Below are 15441 nucleotides of genomic sequence, written 5' to 3'. Positions count from 1 at the left end.
GCCCAGGATCTGCAGTTCCCGCCCCTGGGCGCCCACCCATTCGGCGATGGTCCGCAGGTCCTCCGCGTCGGCGCCGTCCAGCGCGACGGTGAGCGAACTTTCCGACGTGAACAACTCGACGCCGGCTCCGGCCTCGAGTTCCTTCCCGAATTCGGGCCACCGGTCGAGCGATGCGCTCCCCAGTTCGAGGACGCTCTCCTCGCCTGGCCAGCCCTCGGACAACGGGGCGAGCATGCCGCCCGCCACCCAGGACGCTCCCGAACCTATCGACGGGTCGTACAGCCGTACCGACCAGCCGTTGCGGGCTGCTCGCCACGCAATGGACAGGCCGATCACTCCGCCTCCGACGACGGATACCGATCTCGCCATTGAACTCCACCTCACTTCCTGCGCCGGCATGATCCGGGTCAGGTATGACGGTCGGGCTCGGCGTGAGCCCCTCTCAGCCCCACGTTCCCCGGGACTCCCGTGTTGCACTTTCACCGTAGAGGCTACCGTCATGCCGTGACCACCTCGCATCACAGCAACCTCACGGACCGTCGGCGCCGCCTCGGAACAGCACGTTTGTACCTGTGCACCGATGCTCGGCGCGAGAAGGGCGACCTGGCGCAGTTCGCCGAGGCCGCACTGTCCGGCGGCGTCGACATCATCCAGCTCCGCGACAAGGGCTCGGCCGGAGAGAAGAAGTTCGGCACGATGGACGCCCGGGACGAACTGGCGGCGCTGTCGGTGCTCGCGGCCGCGGCCAGGCGGCACGGAGCGCTGCTCGCGGTCAACGACCGCGCCGACATGGCGCTGGCGGCCGGAGCCGACGTGCTGCACCTCGGCCAGGGCGACCTGCCCGTCCCGTACGCACGGACCGTGGTGGGTTCCGACGTCCTGATCGGACGCTCCACCCACAGCCGCGCCCAGGCCAGCCTGGCGGCGATCGAGGACGGCGTCGACTACTTCTGCACCGGACCGGTGTGGGCCACCCCCACCAAGCCCGGACGGACCGCGTCGGGCATCGATCTGGTGCGATCGACCGCCGACTCGGAGCCGAACCGCCCGTGGTTCGCGATCGGCGGCATCGACGAGTCCCGGGTTCCGGAGATCCTCGCCGCGGGTGCCTCCCGCATCGTCGTCGTCCGGGCCATCACCGAGGCCCGCGACCCGCAGGCCGCCGCGCGCTCACTGTCCGCCCTGCTGCAGCAGAACGCGTAGTTACGGCTGATCCAGCCAGTCCAGCACCGTGGCGGGCGGCAGGACCACGACGGTGGCCGGCAACTGTTCGATCAGGTCGGGATCGGTGGTGACGATCGCCGTCACCGTTCCCAGCGTGGTGCCGTGGCCGGCCGGTTCGGCGAGGCGGCCGACGGCGTCCAGGGCCTCGAGCACCTCGACGCGCGGCAGCCACCCGTAGGTGCCGTCGGGCAGGTGCACCGTGCGGGGCAGGGCCTTCGACAACTGTGCCAGCGCGCCGCGCTCGCCCAGCACGTCGTGCCGGTCGAGCAGCAATCGCACCTCGGTGGTGCGCAGTTGCGGCCACCCCGCTTCGAAACCCGGGTGCAGCGGCAACCCGGCGACGTCGGTTTCCCGCACCCAGCGCAGTTCGGTGCTCTCGCCGTTCGCGACGGTGGGCAGTGGGCGCTCGGCGTCGGCGATCACCGTGGTGTAACTCCAGCCGCTCGCGGCCTTCATCGTGACGACCTCGGTGCGGACGCGGATGGCCGCGCTCTCGATGCCTGCTTCCTCGTGGGCCTCGCGCACCGCGGCGTGGGTGGTGGACTCGTGGCTGTCCCGGGCACCGCCGGGCAACGCCCACGTACCGCCCTGGTGACTCCAGACCGCACGGTGCTGTAGCAGGACGGCCGGCGTCTCGTCGGGGAGCGGCGCACGCAGCAACAACCCGGCGGCACCGTGCTTGCCCCAATGACGACTGCCGTCCGGCCCGGTTGCCCAACCGTCACCGTCACCACGCATCGACTACCCCTGTCCGACCTGATGGGTCTCCCTGCAGTTCCCTCACACTAACGGTTTCTTCCGGAACTGCCCGTCGGCAGTCGTGAACCGACCGCTGCTTATATGCTCCCCACAAGGTGCGGCCATGACACGGGAGGGGTGCGAGGTGGTTCTGCGTGAGGCACCGTCGATCGAACCCCACGGCAGCCGCGCATTGTCTGCCGCCGCGGACGACGACGTCGACCCCGCGGTGGCACGCCGCAAGGAACTGCGCGCGTTCCTGGAGTCGACTCCCGCCAAACTCACCGCCCTCGGGGCCCTCCTGGTCCTGCTCACCCTCACCGCCGGGTTCGTGGCCGCCTCGACGGTGAACAGCAGGGAAGCCACTCTCGACAGCGTCCTCGCGGAGACGGAACCGCTGTCGTTCTCGGCGCAGAACCTCTACAGCGCCCTGTCCGTGGCGGATGCCGCGGCCACGACGGCGTTCATCTCCGGCGGTCTCGAACCGCCCGAACTCCGGGACACCTATACGCAGGCGATCGGCACCGCCTCCGCCGACCTCGTGTACGCGTCCGGCGGACTCGCGGCGAGCGACGTGGACAGCCGCCGACTGCTTGCCTCCATCTCCACCGACCTCAGCGTCTACTCCGGTCTCGTCGAGACCGCGCGGGCCAACAATCGCACCGGTCATCCGGTCGGCGCGGCCTACCTCAGCGAGGCGTCCACACTGATGCAGACGAGCATGCTGCCAATGGCGCAGCAGTTGCACGCCCAGCAGGAAGCCGACGTCGCGGACACGCAGCGGGACTACTCCCGTCCGCCCTGGCTGGCGCTGATCCTGATCCTCGTCGCACTCGTCGCGTTGCTCGTCGCCCAGATCGTCATTGCGAGGCTCAGTCGGCGCACGTTCAATCTCGGGCTGATCGTGGCGTCGTCGTGCACGGCGATCCTCCTGGCGTGGATGCTGGTCGCCGGGTTGGTCTCCTCCCTCGACACCAAGCGGGCACTGACCGAGGGCGCCCGCCCGATGCACGAGTTGACCGCGGCCCGCATCCTGGCCCAGCAGGCGCGCACCGAGGAGACCCTCAAACTGGTCCGCCGCGACTCGAACGGTGACTACGACGCCGTCTTCGAAGACAAGTCCGGTCAGCTCGACACCCTGCTGTCGAATTACCCCCACGACGGCGACCGCGCGGTCGGCCACGACGAGGTGGCGAGGGCGCAGGAGGCGTGGACGCGCTGGTCCTCGGCACACGACCGCATGAACGAGATCCTCGCCAGGGGCGACTTCGTCTCGGCGGCAATGGTCGCCATCGGACCGGGACCTTCGGATTCCGCGGCTCAGTTCACCGCCGTCGACGACGCGCTCACCGACGGAATCGGCACCGCACGCGACCGTCTGCGGTCGAATGTCGAATCCGCGGCCCGGGTGCTGACCGCGCTCGGTTCCGGCGCCATTGTCCTGACGCTGATCGCGGTCGGCGGAATTATCATCGGGTTGTGGCCTCGATTGAGGGAATATCAGTGAGGCGGCGCCGGATCGCGCTCGTGCTCGTGGCGGCCACCTTACTGATCGGCGGGTGCGCCGAGTCGAGTCCCGAGCACGTCGGATCGCCGAGCGTGTCGTACACCGAGCCCCCGCTTCCCGCGGCCGCGACGCCGGCGCCCGAGACCACCGCTGCGCCGCCGACTCCCGAGAAGGACTGCGGCGATCCCACCGCGAGCCTGCGCCCGTTCCCCGACCCCGACGCCGCACCGCCGATGCCGACGGTCGACGCCATCCGAGTGCGGGGGCGTCTCGTCGTCGGCCTCGACACGGGCAGCAATCTGATGAGTTTCCGCGATCCGGCGACCGGTGCCATCCAGGGCTTCGACGTCGACGTGGCCCGGGAGATCGCGCGGGATCTGTTCGGCGATCCGGACCGGCTCGAGTACCGCATCCTCACGTCGGCGAATCGTGAGAAGGCGCTGCAGGAGTCGATGGTCGACATCGTGGCCAAGACGATGACCATCACCTGCGACCGAAAGGAACGGGTGGCGTTCTCCTCCGAGTACTTCGAGGCGCAGCAGCGGGTTCTCGTCGTGAAGGGCTCCCCGATCCGCAGCGCCGCCGACCTGGACGGGAAACGGGTCTGCGTCGTCCGCGGCACGACGTCGCTGACACGGTTGCAGCGGGTGGCGCCCACCGCGAACATTCTGACGGTCCCCATGTGGTCGGATTGCCTGGTGGTCCTGCAGCAGCGGCAGGTCGATGCGGTGAGCACCGACGACACGATCCTCGCCGGTCTGGCGTCCCAGGACCCGTATCTCGAGATCGTCGGAGACAGCATGGGCGCCGAGCCGTACGGCGTCGGCATCACCAAGTCGAACGAGGACCTGGTGCGGTTCGTCAACGGCACGCTCGAACGCATCCGCCGCGACGGTACCTGGACCAGGATGTACGACCAGTGGCTGTCGATGCTGGGGCCGTCCCCCGCCCCGCCGTCCGCCGTGTACCAGGACTGAGGGGACGCATGCCGCAGCATCCGCAGAATCCGGAGTCCACCGACCCGGACATCGCCACCCAGGCCGCCGTCCGGGAGCCGGAAGGGGACGCCACGCAGGCCGCGGTCCGGGAAGAACCGGACGAGGGTCCGGCCACCCAGGCGGCGCCGACGTCCCGGCCGTCCGGCGCGTCCGGCACCGGCCGCTCGACGCGCTCACCGCGCACCCGGTCCGGGCAGCGCCTGCGTCTCGGCGGCGGTCTCGTCGAGGTTCCCGTCGTGAAGACACTCGACCCGGCATCCGCCGTGATGACCGACCCGAAAGTCCCCGAGAGCAAGCGCTTCTGCTGGAAGTGCAACAAGCCGGTGGGCCGCACCGGCGCCACGTCCGAGGGCTCCGAGTTCGGTCTGTGCCCCCAGTGCGGAGCCACGTACGACTTCCGGCCGCTTCTCGGCCCGAACGAGCTGATCGGCGGCCAGTACGAGGTGCAGGGCTGCATCGCGCACGGCGGCCTCGGCTGGATCTATCTGGCCATCGATCGCAATGTCAGTGACCGCTGGGTGGTTCTCAAGGGCCTGTTGCACTTCGGCGACGCCGAGGCTCAGGCCGTGGCGGTGGCCGAACGCCAGTTCCTCGCCGAGGTGGCCCACCCGAGCATCGTGAAGATCTTCAACTTCGTGGAGCATCCCCGGTCGGATGGGACCCCGATGGGGTACATCGTGATGGAGTATGTGGGCGGTCACTCGCTTCGGGACGTCCTGTCGACGCACGCGAAGCCCGAACGCATGCCGGTCGAGCAGGCCATCGCCTACGTGCTCGAAATCCTTCCCGCACTGGCGTATCTGCACTCCACCGGTTTGGTGTACAACGACCTCAAACCCGACAACGTGATGGTCACCGAGGATGCCCTCAAGCTGATCGACCTCGGTGCCGTCGCGGGCATCGAGGACTACGGCTACCTGTACGGCACACCCGGGTATCAGGCGCCGGAGATCGTCACGACCGGCCCGACCGTGGCGTCCGACATCTACACGGTGGGGCGCACCCTCGCCGTCCTGACGCTCGACATGCCGTCCGACAAGGGCCGGTACCTCGACGGGATCCCGTCCCCCGAGCAGGCGCCGCTCCTCGCGGAGTACGAGTTCTTCCACCGACTCCTGTTGCGCGCCACCGACCCCGACCCGAGCCGGCGTTTCGCGTCGGCCGAGGAGATGGCGGGTCAGCTCACGGCGGTGCTGCGGGAGGTCCTCGCGCAGCAGACCGGCGAGGAGCATCCCGGACTGTCGACCGTGTTCAGCAAGCAGAGAACGACTTTCGGCACGGACGAGGCCGTCGAGCAGACCGACGTGTACGTCGACGGCGTCGAACGGGACGAGAATCTCGATCCGCAGTCCGTGGCGCAGGCGTTGGCGGTACCCCTGATCGACCCGACCGATCCCAACGCCCCGCTCCTGGCCGCCGCGGTGCACAGCGAGCCGCAGCAGACGCTGGATTCCATTCGGCACGCGCGCGAGAACGGTATCGAACGGGTCGTCGGAGATCTGGACGTGTCGTTCTCCCGGGAACTCACGCTCGCCGAGATCAAGGCCCACCTCGATCTCGGTGACGCCGCCACCGCCACCGAACTCCTCCGTGACGTGGAGGGAGAGATGGGTGGGAACTGGCGCGTCGACTGGTACGCCGGACTCGCGACGCTCATCGACGGCGACTACGAGACGGCGTTCTCCCGTTTCGAATCCGTACTGCAGGCGATGCCCGGGGAGACGGCTCCCAAACTTGCGCTGGCCGCCACCGCCGAACTGATTCTGCAGCACTGGGAGAGCTCCGACCCCCACCAGTGGCGAACGTTCGCCGAGAAGTACTACCGGACGGTGTGGCGGACCGACCACAGCATGGTGAGTGCGGCATTCGGGCTGGCGCGGCAACTCACCGAACGCGGCGATCTGCCCGGTGCCATCGCCGCCCTCGATCAGGTTCCCCCGACGTCCCGGCACTTCACCATGGCCCGGATGACGAGCGTGCTGATGCTGTTGTCCGGCAAACCGATCGAGGAACTCGACGAATCGGCTCTCCGGGAGGCCGCGCTCCGTGTCGCCGCGCTCGCACCCGAGGAGAGCCGGGCACTGCAGATGCGCACGCTCGTACTGGGCACCGCACTGGATTGGATGCGTGCCGGTCACACGTCGGCGACGGAACTCGAGCAGATCCTCGGTGTGCCGTTCACCGAACGGGGCCTACGCAAGGGCGCCGAGGCCGGCCTGCGGGCGCTGGCCCGCAACGCCCCCGAGCGCACTCACCGGTACACGCTGGTGGATCTGGCCAACACCATCCGGCCCAAGAGCCTGCTGTAACGCTCAGGCCCCGATCAGCTCCACCGCCGCACAGGCGATCGCGAACTCCTCGTTGGTGGGCACGACCAGCACCTGAACGTCGGACTCGTCCACCGAGATACGGCGTGCGTCCCGGGAACTCGCGCGGTTGCGGTCGTCGTCGACGACGATGCCGAGGCGTCCCAGCCCGGCCAGGCTGTCGCGGCGGACGTCGACGTTGTTCTCGCCGACTCCCCCGGTGAACGTGATGACGTCGACGCCGCCGAGTTCCACCAGGTAGGCGCCGATGTACTTGCGGAGTCGGTGCACGTACACGTCGTAGGCCAGCGCCGCAGCCTCGTCGCCCTCGCCGACCAGCGTCAGGAGCGCCCGGAAGTCGTTGACCCCCGACAAGCCCTTGAGGCCGGAATGCCGGTTCAGGAGGTCGTCGATCTGATCGACACCCATCCCGCTGCGGTGCAGGTGCAGGATGACGCCGGGATCGACGTCCCCGGACCGCGTGCCCATGACGAGTCCCTCGAGCGGGGTCAGCCCCATGCTGGTGTCGACGGCCAGTCCCCCGCGGATCGCGGACGCCGAGGCACCGTTCCCCAGGTGCAGGACGATCTGGTTCAGCTCGGACAGGTCCCTGCCGAGGAACTCGGCCGTGCGCGCCGACACGTACTGGTGCGACGTGCCGTGGAAGCCGTACCGCCGGATGGAGTGCTCCTTCGCGACCTGCCGGTCGATCGCATACGTCGACGCCTCCGCGGGCAGGGTATGGAAGAACGCGGTGTCGAACACCGCGACGTGCGGGATGTCCGGCAGCTCCTCCCGCGCCACCTCGATCCCGATCACGTTCGCCGGATTGTGCAGCGGCGCAAGGGTCGAAAGGTCCGAGATGGACTGCACCACTGCGTCGTCGATGATCGTGGGTTCGAAGAATACGTCGCCGCCGTGGACGATGCGATGGCCGACCGCGACGATCCCCGCCTCCCTCAGAGGTCGACCCACCTCGGCGACGATGTCCGACAACATCTTCAGTCCGGCGCGGTGGTCGGCGATGTGAACGTGGCGCTCCGCCAATCCGGTGCGGTGGTGATAGACGATGCGCCCCTCGGGTTCCCCGATCCTCTCGATGAGACCGGACGCCGAGGACTTACCGGTGTCCGGGTGGATCAGCTGGAACTTGATCGACGACGAACCGGAATTGACTACCAGTACGGACCCCTCGGTCACTGCTCTGCTCCCTGCGCCTGGATCGCGGTGATGGCCACGGTGTTCACGATGTCCTCGACCAGCGCCCCTCGCGAGAGGTCGTTGACCGGTTTGTTGAGGCCCTGCAACACCGGACCGACGGCGATGGCGCCGGCGCTGCGCTGCACGGCCTTGTACGTGTTGTTCCCGGTGTTGAGGTCGGGGAAGATGAAGACCGTCGCCTTCCCTGCCACCGCCGAATCGGGCATCTTCTTGTCGGCCACGCTCTGCTCGATGGCAGCGTCGTACTGAATGGGGCCTTCCACCAACAGGTCCGGGCGACGCTCGCGGACGAGTTTCGTCGCAGAGCGCACCTTGTCGACGTCCGCACCGCTGCCGGAGTCGCCGGTCGAGTACGACAGCATCGCGATACGCGGATCGATACCGAATTGGGACGCCGTTTGCGCCGACGAGATCGCGATGTCGGCCAGCTGTTCGGCCGTGGGGTCGGGCACCACCGCGCAGTCCCCGTACGCGAGCACCCGATCGGACAGGCACATCAGGAACACACTCGACACCGTGGACACTCCCGGTTGTGTCTTGATGATCTCGAACGACGGCCGGATGGTGTGCGCCGTGGTGTGCGCGGCACCGGAGACCATGCCGTCCGCGATTCCCAAGTGCACCATCATGGTTCCGAAGTACGAGATGTCGGTCATCACCTCGCGGGCACGGTCCACGGTCATGCCCTTGTGGGCGCGGAGCCGCGCGTACTCCTCGGCGAACGGACCGGCGTGTTCGGACGTCCGGGGGTCGAGCACCTGCGCGTCACCGAGGTCCACGCCGAGTTCCGCCGCGCGGCGACGCACCTGCACCTCGTCGCCGAGAATCGTCAGCTCCGCCACCTGCCGTTGCAGCAGTCTCCCCGCCGCGCGGAGGATGCGGTCGTCGTCGCCTTCCGGGAGCACGATGTGCTTGTGGTCGCGGCGGGCGCGGTCGATCAGCTGGTATTCGAACATCTGCGGAGTCACCACCGACGGGATCGGCAGCTTCAACCGCTCCAGCAGTGTGGGTGCGTCCACCCGGAGTTCCATGACACTCAGGGCGGTGTCGATCTTGCGCTGCGAACCGACCGCCACCCGGCCACGGGTCTGCGCTGCCGCGCTGGCCGTGTCGAACGTGCCCAGTCCGGTGGTGAGGATCGGCAACCGCGGCTTGAGGCCGGCCATCAACTTCGCGATTGCCGGGTGCGGCATCAGCCCGCCGTTCATGATGATGCCCGCCAGCGACGGGAAACCTTCGGCCTCATGCGCATTCACCATCGCCAGCAGCACGTCGGAACGGTCGGCCGGGGCGATCACCACCGTGCCCTCCGTCAGGCGTTCGAGGATGTGCTCGGCCGTCATTCCACCCACCATCACCCGCAGCGCCTCCCGGTGGAGGAGCTCCGGGTCGCCGCTGAACAGGCTCCCGTCGATCGACTCGAGGAGTTCGGCCATGGTCGGTGCGACCAGCAAGGGGATCTCGGGCAGGCTCCACGCGGGCACACCGGTGACTGCCAACGCGTCGGTGACCGCATCGAGCTGGTCGGGGTCGCACCGATTGGCGACCACGGCCAGCAGGTGCGCGTGGTGAGCGGTCAGTTCACCGATGGCGAGCTGGGCGAGTTGGGCGATCTCCTCGGGGGTACGCCGCGCTCCCCTCACGGCGAGCAACACCGGGGCGCCGAGGTTCACGGCGATCCTGGCGTTGTAGCCGAGCTCGCTGGGGCTGGCCACGTCGGTGTAGTCGCTGCCGATCACCACGACGGCATCGCACTGCGCCGCCACCTGGTGATACCGGGAGACGATCTCGCTGAGCGCGCCGTCGGGATCGGCGTGGACCTGCTCGTACGTGACCCCCAGGGACTCCTCGTACCCGATGTCGGCCGTGGTGTGTTCGAGGAGCAACTCGAGGATGTAGTCGGTTTCCTGCGTCGATCGGGCGATGGGACGGAAGACGCCCACCCTCGCCGCGGACGCACACAGCATCTGCAGGACACCCAGCGCGATGGTGGACTTGCCGGTATCCCCCTCCGGTGAGGCGATGTAGACGCTCGACGGCTGGGGACGTGCGGGCGGATTCACGGGTGAGGGTGTCGCTGGCGCAGCCATGGCCATAGCGTATCCGGCCACCGGTTCTGGGTGATTGACACCGCACCCGCCCGGCGGTCAGATGACGTATGGCCGAATCACCCTTCCCCGACGTCCGATGGGGCAGCGAGAACAGCTTCCTCCGCGAACCCGCAGCCAAATTTGCCGCCACCCGACCCGGATCGTGGGTGATCCGGAAACTCGCCGGAGTCGACCGCCGGCTCCTCCAGAAGACCAGGGGACGCTTCACGATCCTCGGTCCGATCGCCGCTCCGGTAGTGCTGCTGACCACGACGGGTCGCAAGTCTGGCGCGCCACGGACGAGCCCGCTCCTCTACTACCGCGAGGGTAAGCAGATCTTCGTCGTGGGCAGCAACTTCGGGCAGGATCACCACCCGGCGTGGTCGGGGAACCTTCTCGCCCAGCCGAACGCGAAGGTCACGATCGGCGGGAAGGACATCCCCGTCACCGCGACTCTCCTCGCCGAACCGGAGCGAACACGGATCTATCGCGAATTCGACGAGATGGTGCGCGTCTACGGCGTCTACGAGCACCGAACGAACCGCACGATGCGGGTGTTCGCTCTCACCGCCTCGTGAGCCGAGCGCCGTGCCGCGGACGGGAACGGCGGTGCCGCCGACCGGTAGTGGTGCCCGGTCGGGGTGCCGACGTCGATGAGGTGGGTGCGGCAGGGGTTGTCGACTGCGCGGGCGGACCATCCTGTCAGTGATCGGCGGGGCGGGACCGAGACGGGAGAATCAGGTCAGGTCGCTGAAGCGTTCGGTGTCGCGGACCTGGCCGGAGACGATGATGGTGTCGCCGGGTTCGATGACGGTGTCGGCGGTGGCGTAGGTGAAGCCCTCGCCGGGGCGTTTGATCGCGACCACGGTGACTCCGTAGGTGCTGCGGACGGTGGTGTCGCCGAGGCGTTTTCCCACGACGGTCGCGGGTGGGGTGGTCTTGACCATGGCGAAGCCGTCGTCGAATTCGATGTAGTCCATCATCCGCCCGCGCACCAGGTGCGCTACTCGTTTGCCCATGTCGTGCTCGGGGCGCACGACATGCTGGACGCCGATCTGCCGGAGGATCTTGGCGTGGGCGTTGCTGATCGCCTTGGCCCATACGTGCGGCACCGCCAGGTTGATCAGGGCGGAGGCGGTGAGCAGGCTGGCCTCGAGGTCGGATCCGATTCCGACCACGGCCCGGTCGTAGTCGTGCACCGAGAGTTGGCGCAGCGATTCCTCGTCGGTGGTGTCGGCGACGGCGGCGTGGGTGAGGCGGTGTGAGATCTTTTGCACTACGACCTCGTTGGCGTCGATGCCGAGCACCTCGGTGCCCTGTTCCATCAGCTCGAGGGCGAGGGACTTGCCGAACCGGCCCAGTCCCAAAACGACGACGACGTCGGAGGACGGTTTCCTAGCCAATGAAGGGCCTTTCTTCGGGGAGTTCGTAGCGGCGGTCCCGGTGGCGGGCGGCGAGTGCGCTGACCAGGGTGATGGAGCCGATGCGGCCGAGATACATCAGCATCACCAGGATCAACTGGCCCCAGGCGGGGAGTTGCGCGGTGATGCCGGTGGACAGCCCCACGGTCGCGAATGCGGAGGTTACCTCGAAGAGCAGGACGTTGAGATCGAAGGCGGTGCCGGCGAGCAGCACGATGGTGGGGACCATGACCAGGGCCACACCGATGAGGGCCACCGCCAGCGCCTGCCGTTGCACACGGGGGCCGATCCGCCGGTCGAAGATCACCACCGACCGCTCGCCGCGGACCTCGGCGACGATCGCGAACAGCAGCAGCGCGAACGTGGTGACCTTGATGCCGCCGGCGGTGCCGCCGCTGCCGCCGCCGATGAACATCAGCACATCGGTCACCAGCAGGGTGGCGGGGTCCATCTGGGCGTAGTCGACGCTGTTGAATCCGGCGGTGCGGGGCATGATGCCCTGGAACGCGGCAACCAGCAGCTTCGACCCGAGGTCGTGTCCGCGCAGGGTGTAGCCCCACTCGAGCGCCAGCACCAGCGCCGGGCCGATTATCAACAGGATGGCGGTGACCGTGACGGTCAGCTTCGTGTGCAGGCTCCACCGGCGGGACTTGCCGCGCACGCGCCGGCCCACCTCGAAGAGCACCGGGAATCCGATGCCGCCGAGGATGACCGCGGCCAGCAGCGGGAGGCAGATGAACGGGTCGTCGGCGAAGCCGATGATGTTGTCGCTGTAGAGCGCGAACCCGGCGTTGTTGAACGCCGAGATCGCATGGAATACCCCGAGCCACAGGGCGCGGCCGGGTGGTTCGTCGTAGCCGAGCGCGAAGCGGGCCGCCAGGCACATGGCGGTGACGGTTTCGATGAGGATGCTGATCCGGACCACGCCGATGACGACGCTGCGTACGTCACCGAGACCGGATGCGCGGACCTCGGCGGCGGCGTTGAGGCGGGCGCGCAGCCCGATCCGGTTGGCGAGCATCAGCCCGACCACCGACGCCATCGTCATGATCCCGAAGCCGCCGGCCTGGATCAGGCCGAGGATGATGCCCTGGCCGAACCCCGACCAGTGGGTGGGGGTGTCGACGACGACCAGCCCGGTCAGACACATCGCCGACGTCGCCGTGAACAGGGCGTCGACGACGCCGGTCTCGGTTCCCGGTTGGCTCGCGGCGGGCACCAGCAGCAGTCCGGTGCCGATCGCCACCGCGGCCGCGAAACCCAGGGCCACCACCCGGACAGGGGACAGGGTCACCCGATCCGCCGCCCGTCGCAGCGCGGTCGACGGCGACGCGCCGGTGCGTGAAGTCACGAACAGGAGGGTAACCCCGGCGGTCGCCGACGCCGAACACGGCTGGTCAGTGGTGGCTGAGGATCTGTGGGTCGAGCGGGAGCCACACCGGGCGGGTGCCGTCCACGATAGGGTGAGATCGGTGAGCCGGGAAGTCTGGTCGGCGGTCGTGCAATCTCGACCGGAAGGCATCTCGTGAGCAATACCCGTTCCCCACGCGCCCCGCTGTTTTCCCGAGGATCGTGGGCGGAGGCGTCGCGGATCGCCGTGATCCTGCGGAGGGAAACCGTCGGGGGCGGCCTGTTGCTCGCGGCGACGGTCGTCGCGATGATCTGGGCGAATTCGCCCTGGTCGGGCGGCTACGACGCGGTGCGGGACTTCACGGTCGGCCCCGCAGCGCTGCACCTGCACCTGCCGTTGGAAACATGGGCGTCAGACGGGCTGCTGGCGATCTTCTTCTTCGTCGTCGGGCTGGAACTCAAACGCGAGTTCGTCGCCGGTGACCTGCGCGACCCGGCCCGGGCGGTGCTGCCGATCGCCGCGGCAGCCGGGGGGATGGCGCTGCCGGCGATCCTGTTCGTGCTGGTGAACCTGCGCACCGGGGACGGCGCCCTGCGCGGGTGGGCGATCCCGACGGCCACCGACATCGCGTTCGCGCTGGCGGTGCTGGCGGTGATCAGCACCCACCTGCCCTCCACGCTGCGGATCTTCCTGCTGACGTTGGCGGTGGTGGACGATCTGCTGGCGATCACCATCATCGCCGTGTTCTACACCGGCCACCTCTCCGCGCTGCCGTTGGCCGCGGCGGCGGTGCCGTTGGCCGTGTTCGCGTTCGCCGTGCACCGGCGGAACCGGTCGTGGTGGCTGTTGATCCCCCTGGCCTTGTTGACCTGGGGACTCGTGCATGCCTCCGGGGTACACGCCACCGTCGCGGGGGTGTTGCTCGGATTCACGGTTCCGGTGATCCGCAGTGAGGCCGCCGGTGGGCCGGAGGCCGGTCCCGGTTTGGCCGAGCATTTCGAGCGCCGGATCCGGCCGCTCTCGGCGGGGTTCGCGGTGCCGGTGTTCGCGTTCTTCGCCGCCGGGGTCACTGTCGGTGGGATGACCGGGCTGACGAGCGCGTTCGAGGATCCGGTCACCCTCGGCATCGTCGCCGGCCTGGTCGTCGGGAAAACCACGGGAATCTTCGGCACCACGTTCGTGCTGGCGAAGTTCACCCGCGCCACCCTGGATTCGGGGCTGCGGTGGATCGACATCTTCGGTCTGGCGATGCTCGCCGGGATCGGGTTCACCGTGTCGCTGCTGATCGGGGAACTCGCCTACGGCGGGGCGAGCGTCCGCGACGATCATGTCAAGATCGGGGTGCTGTGCGGGTCGCTGATCGCGGCGCTGCTCGCGACGATGGTGCTGCGGATCCGCAACCGCGTGTACCGGCAGATCGCCGAGGAGGAAGCGATCGACCTGGATCAGGACGGAATCCCCGACGTGTATATCGAGTCCCGCGGAGGTGATTCCCCATGACCGGCAACCGGGGACCGATCAAGACATCGGATTCGATCAGACGTCCGTGGTGACCCCGCCACGCGATTTCCTCGTGGCTCCTGCTCGGTTTCAGCGCCCTACTGGTGGTCGGGCCGAGCCTGGTCGCGGTGTACACCGACGCAGAGCGATCGATGACCTTCTCGGCGAGCTCGGCACATGAGCGGTGCACCGACTGGTCCTGGTGGACGAGTATTCGAGCGTCACCGCAACGTGTCCGCGGCGCCGACCGTCATCGAGCGATGTCGCGGCGGTTGAACAGCTGGGCACCGGCGGCGGTAACGAGGACGGTGAGGAGGACAAGAATCACGGCGTCGAAGACTTGCACACCGTTTTCCATCGGCTCCCCGCCGATGTAGTAGTGCATCGGTGTGAGGTAGCGCAGCCACTCGACACCGATCTGTGGGGCGAACCCGTTGACGGCGTAGCCGAGGACGCCGAGGCCGGCGGTGGCGCCGAACACCGTTGCACGGGAACGCCCGGTGGCGGCACCGATGGCCACGGCCACCGCCCCGAAGAAGATGGCGAGCAGTGTCAGGTGCACGGCCTGTGCGGCGAAGTTCGCGACGCTGATGCTGTCGAGCTGAGCGCTGCCGCGTACGGCGAGTTGCCCGGCCAGGACGACGACCGCGATCAGTGCGGCGCCCACGATCAGGGCGGCGAGGCGCTCGAGCAGGAGCCGGGTGCGACTGATCGGGTGCGCCAGCAGGAGGTCCAGGTAGCCGGACTCTTCGTCGGCGGAGATCATTCGGGCACCGGTGGCTTCGCCGACGCACAAAGCGTGACCGCACCCTCATCGACCGGTGGTACGCCACCCTCGACCGGTAGCCGCCGCGGAGAGCACGCCTATCCCCACCGGGGGCGTGCCGGCAGCGGACGTCTCGGGGCCGATCCGAGCTCGAGCTCTGCTCCGGCAGACCGTAACCGATCCCCGCTACCACCGCCTGCGCCGGGTGGGCGCGCTTTAGCGCATTGTTTACGCGCACCAGGGACTTTTCGCGATAAGGTGATCGTGGTGCGCCGGGAAGTCTGGTCGGCAAGTTTTTTCGCATACAAGACCGGACCGA

Annotated in this window: 13 protein-coding genes, 1 pseudogene and 1 riboswitch; of the genes and pseudogenes, 6 read left to right on the top strand and 8 right to left on the bottom strand. The window is 68.4% G+C overall.

The window, feature by feature from the left end:
• The coding region (locus G9373_RS36800) for an FAD-dependent oxidoreductase (protein WP_167119867.1) at positions 1–369 on the bottom strand (369 nt) is incomplete at its 3' end.
• A riboswitch (TPP riboswitch) is annotated at positions 366–480 on the bottom strand. Its footprint overlaps the gene before it by 4 nt.
• A 24-nt stretch (positions 481–504) precedes the next feature.
• On the opposite strand from G9373_RS36800, the gene thiE reads away from it, so the two are divergent.
• Complete coding sequence (thiE, locus tag G9373_RS36795; protein WP_005264846.1) at positions 505–1203, top strand: thiamine phosphate synthase; 699 nt, start codon at positions 505–507, stop codon at positions 1201–1203.
• On the opposite strand, the gene G9373_RS36790 is transcribed toward thiE, so the two are convergent.
• Positions 1204–1962, bottom strand: a complete 759-nt coding sequence (locus tag G9373_RS36790; RefSeq protein WP_005563846.1) for an NUDIX hydrolase — start codon at positions 1960–1962, stop codon at positions 1204–1206. It lies immediately after the preceding gene.
• Between the two features lie 124 nt (positions 1963–2086).
• Here G9373_RS36790 and G9373_RS36785 point away from each other — a divergent pair, with 124 nt between their 5' ends.
• From G9373_RS36785 to G9373_RS36775, 3 genes are read left to right on the top strand one after another with little or no spacing between them, the layout of a single operon-like run.
• On the top strand, positions 2087–3469 hold the full coding sequence (locus G9373_RS36785; RefSeq protein ID WP_005264844.1) for a hypothetical protein: 1383 nt from the start codon (positions 2087–2089) through the stop codon (positions 3467–3469).
• Positions 3466–4446 carry a glutamate ABC transporter substrate-binding protein gene (locus tag G9373_RS36780; RefSeq protein ID WP_082359699.1) on the top strand — a complete coding sequence of 327 codons (981 nt, stop codon included), beginning with the start codon at positions 3466–3468 and terminating at the stop codon, positions 4444–4446. The genes G9373_RS36785 and G9373_RS36780 overlap by 4 nt, the downstream gene beginning before the upstream one ends.
• Positions 4447–4454: 8 nt before the next feature.
• Positions 4455–6776, top strand: a complete 2322-nt coding sequence (locus G9373_RS36775; protein WP_133985044.1) for a serine/threonine-protein kinase — start codon at positions 4455–4457, stop codon at positions 6774–6776.
• Between the two features lie 3 nt (positions 6777–6779).
• Here the strand turns inward: G9373_RS36775 and G9373_RS36770 are convergent, their stop codons facing one another.
• The gene (locus G9373_RS36770; protein WP_005264841.1) at positions 6780–7973 is read right to left on the bottom strand and encodes an acetate kinase; all 1194 of its coding nucleotides are present in this window, start codon (positions 7971–7973) and stop codon (positions 6780–6782) included.
• Positions 7970–10090 carry a phosphate acetyltransferase gene (gene pta, locus G9373_RS36765; RefSeq protein ID WP_050998719.1) on the bottom strand — a complete coding sequence of 707 codons (2121 nt, stop codon included), beginning with the start codon at positions 10088–10090 and terminating at the stop codon, positions 7970–7972. Before pta ends, G9373_RS36770 begins: the two co-directional genes overlap by 4 nt.
• A 62-nt stretch (positions 10091–10152) precedes the next feature.
• Between pta and G9373_RS36760 the strand changes: the two genes are divergently transcribed.
• Positions 10153–10662, top strand: coding sequence for a nitroreductase/quinone reductase family protein (locus G9373_RS36760; protein WP_005563854.1), 510 nt, complete (start codon positions 10153–10155; stop codon positions 10660–10662).
• Here G9373_RS36760 and G9373_RS47065 read toward each other — a convergent pair.
• The 3 genes and pseudogenes from G9373_RS47065 to G9373_RS36750 form a co-directional block, all read right to left on the bottom strand.
• Positions 10608–10784 (bottom strand): annotated as a pseudogene (locus tag G9373_RS47065) (HNH endonuclease); the annotation flags it as partial. The gene G9373_RS36760 and the pseudogene G9373_RS47065 overlap by 55 nt on opposite strands.
• Positions 10785–10821: 37 nt before the next feature.
• On the bottom strand, positions 10822–11487 hold the full coding sequence (locus G9373_RS36755; protein WP_043788365.1) for a TrkA family potassium uptake protein: 666 nt from the start codon (positions 11485–11487) through the stop codon (positions 10822–10824).
• Positions 11480–12856 carry a potassium transporter TrkG gene (locus G9373_RS36750; RefSeq protein WP_005563856.1) on the bottom strand — a complete coding sequence of 459 codons (1377 nt, stop codon included), beginning with the start codon at positions 12854–12856 and terminating at the stop codon, positions 11480–11482. Before G9373_RS36750 ends, G9373_RS36755 begins: the two co-directional genes overlap by 8 nt.
• A gap of 174 nt (positions 12857–13030) precedes the next feature.
• Here G9373_RS36750 and nhaA point away from each other — a divergent pair, with 174 nt between their 5' ends.
• Positions 13031–14356 (top strand): Na+/H+ antiporter NhaA, encoded by a 1326-nt coding sequence (nhaA, locus tag G9373_RS36745; protein WP_005561201.1) that lies wholly within the window; start codon positions 13031–13033, stop codon positions 14354–14356.
• A 250-nt stretch (positions 14357–14606) separates the two neighbouring features.
• Here nhaA and G9373_RS36740 read toward each other — a convergent pair whose 3' ends face one another.
• A complete protein-coding gene (locus G9373_RS36740) occupies positions 14607–15152 on the bottom strand; it encodes an ABC transporter permease subunit (protein WP_005561200.1) in 546 nt (181 codons plus the stop codon).
• Positions 15153–15441: the final 289 nt, after the last annotated feature.

Source organism: Rhodococcus sp. A14 (assembly GCF_011603105.1).
GTDB lineage: Bacteria > Actinomycetota > Actinomycetes > Mycobacteriales > Mycobacteriaceae > Rhodococcus_F > Rhodococcus_F opacus.
Note: the sequence above shows the minus strand (reverse complement) of the source record. Positions and strands in the feature narration are given on the sequence as shown.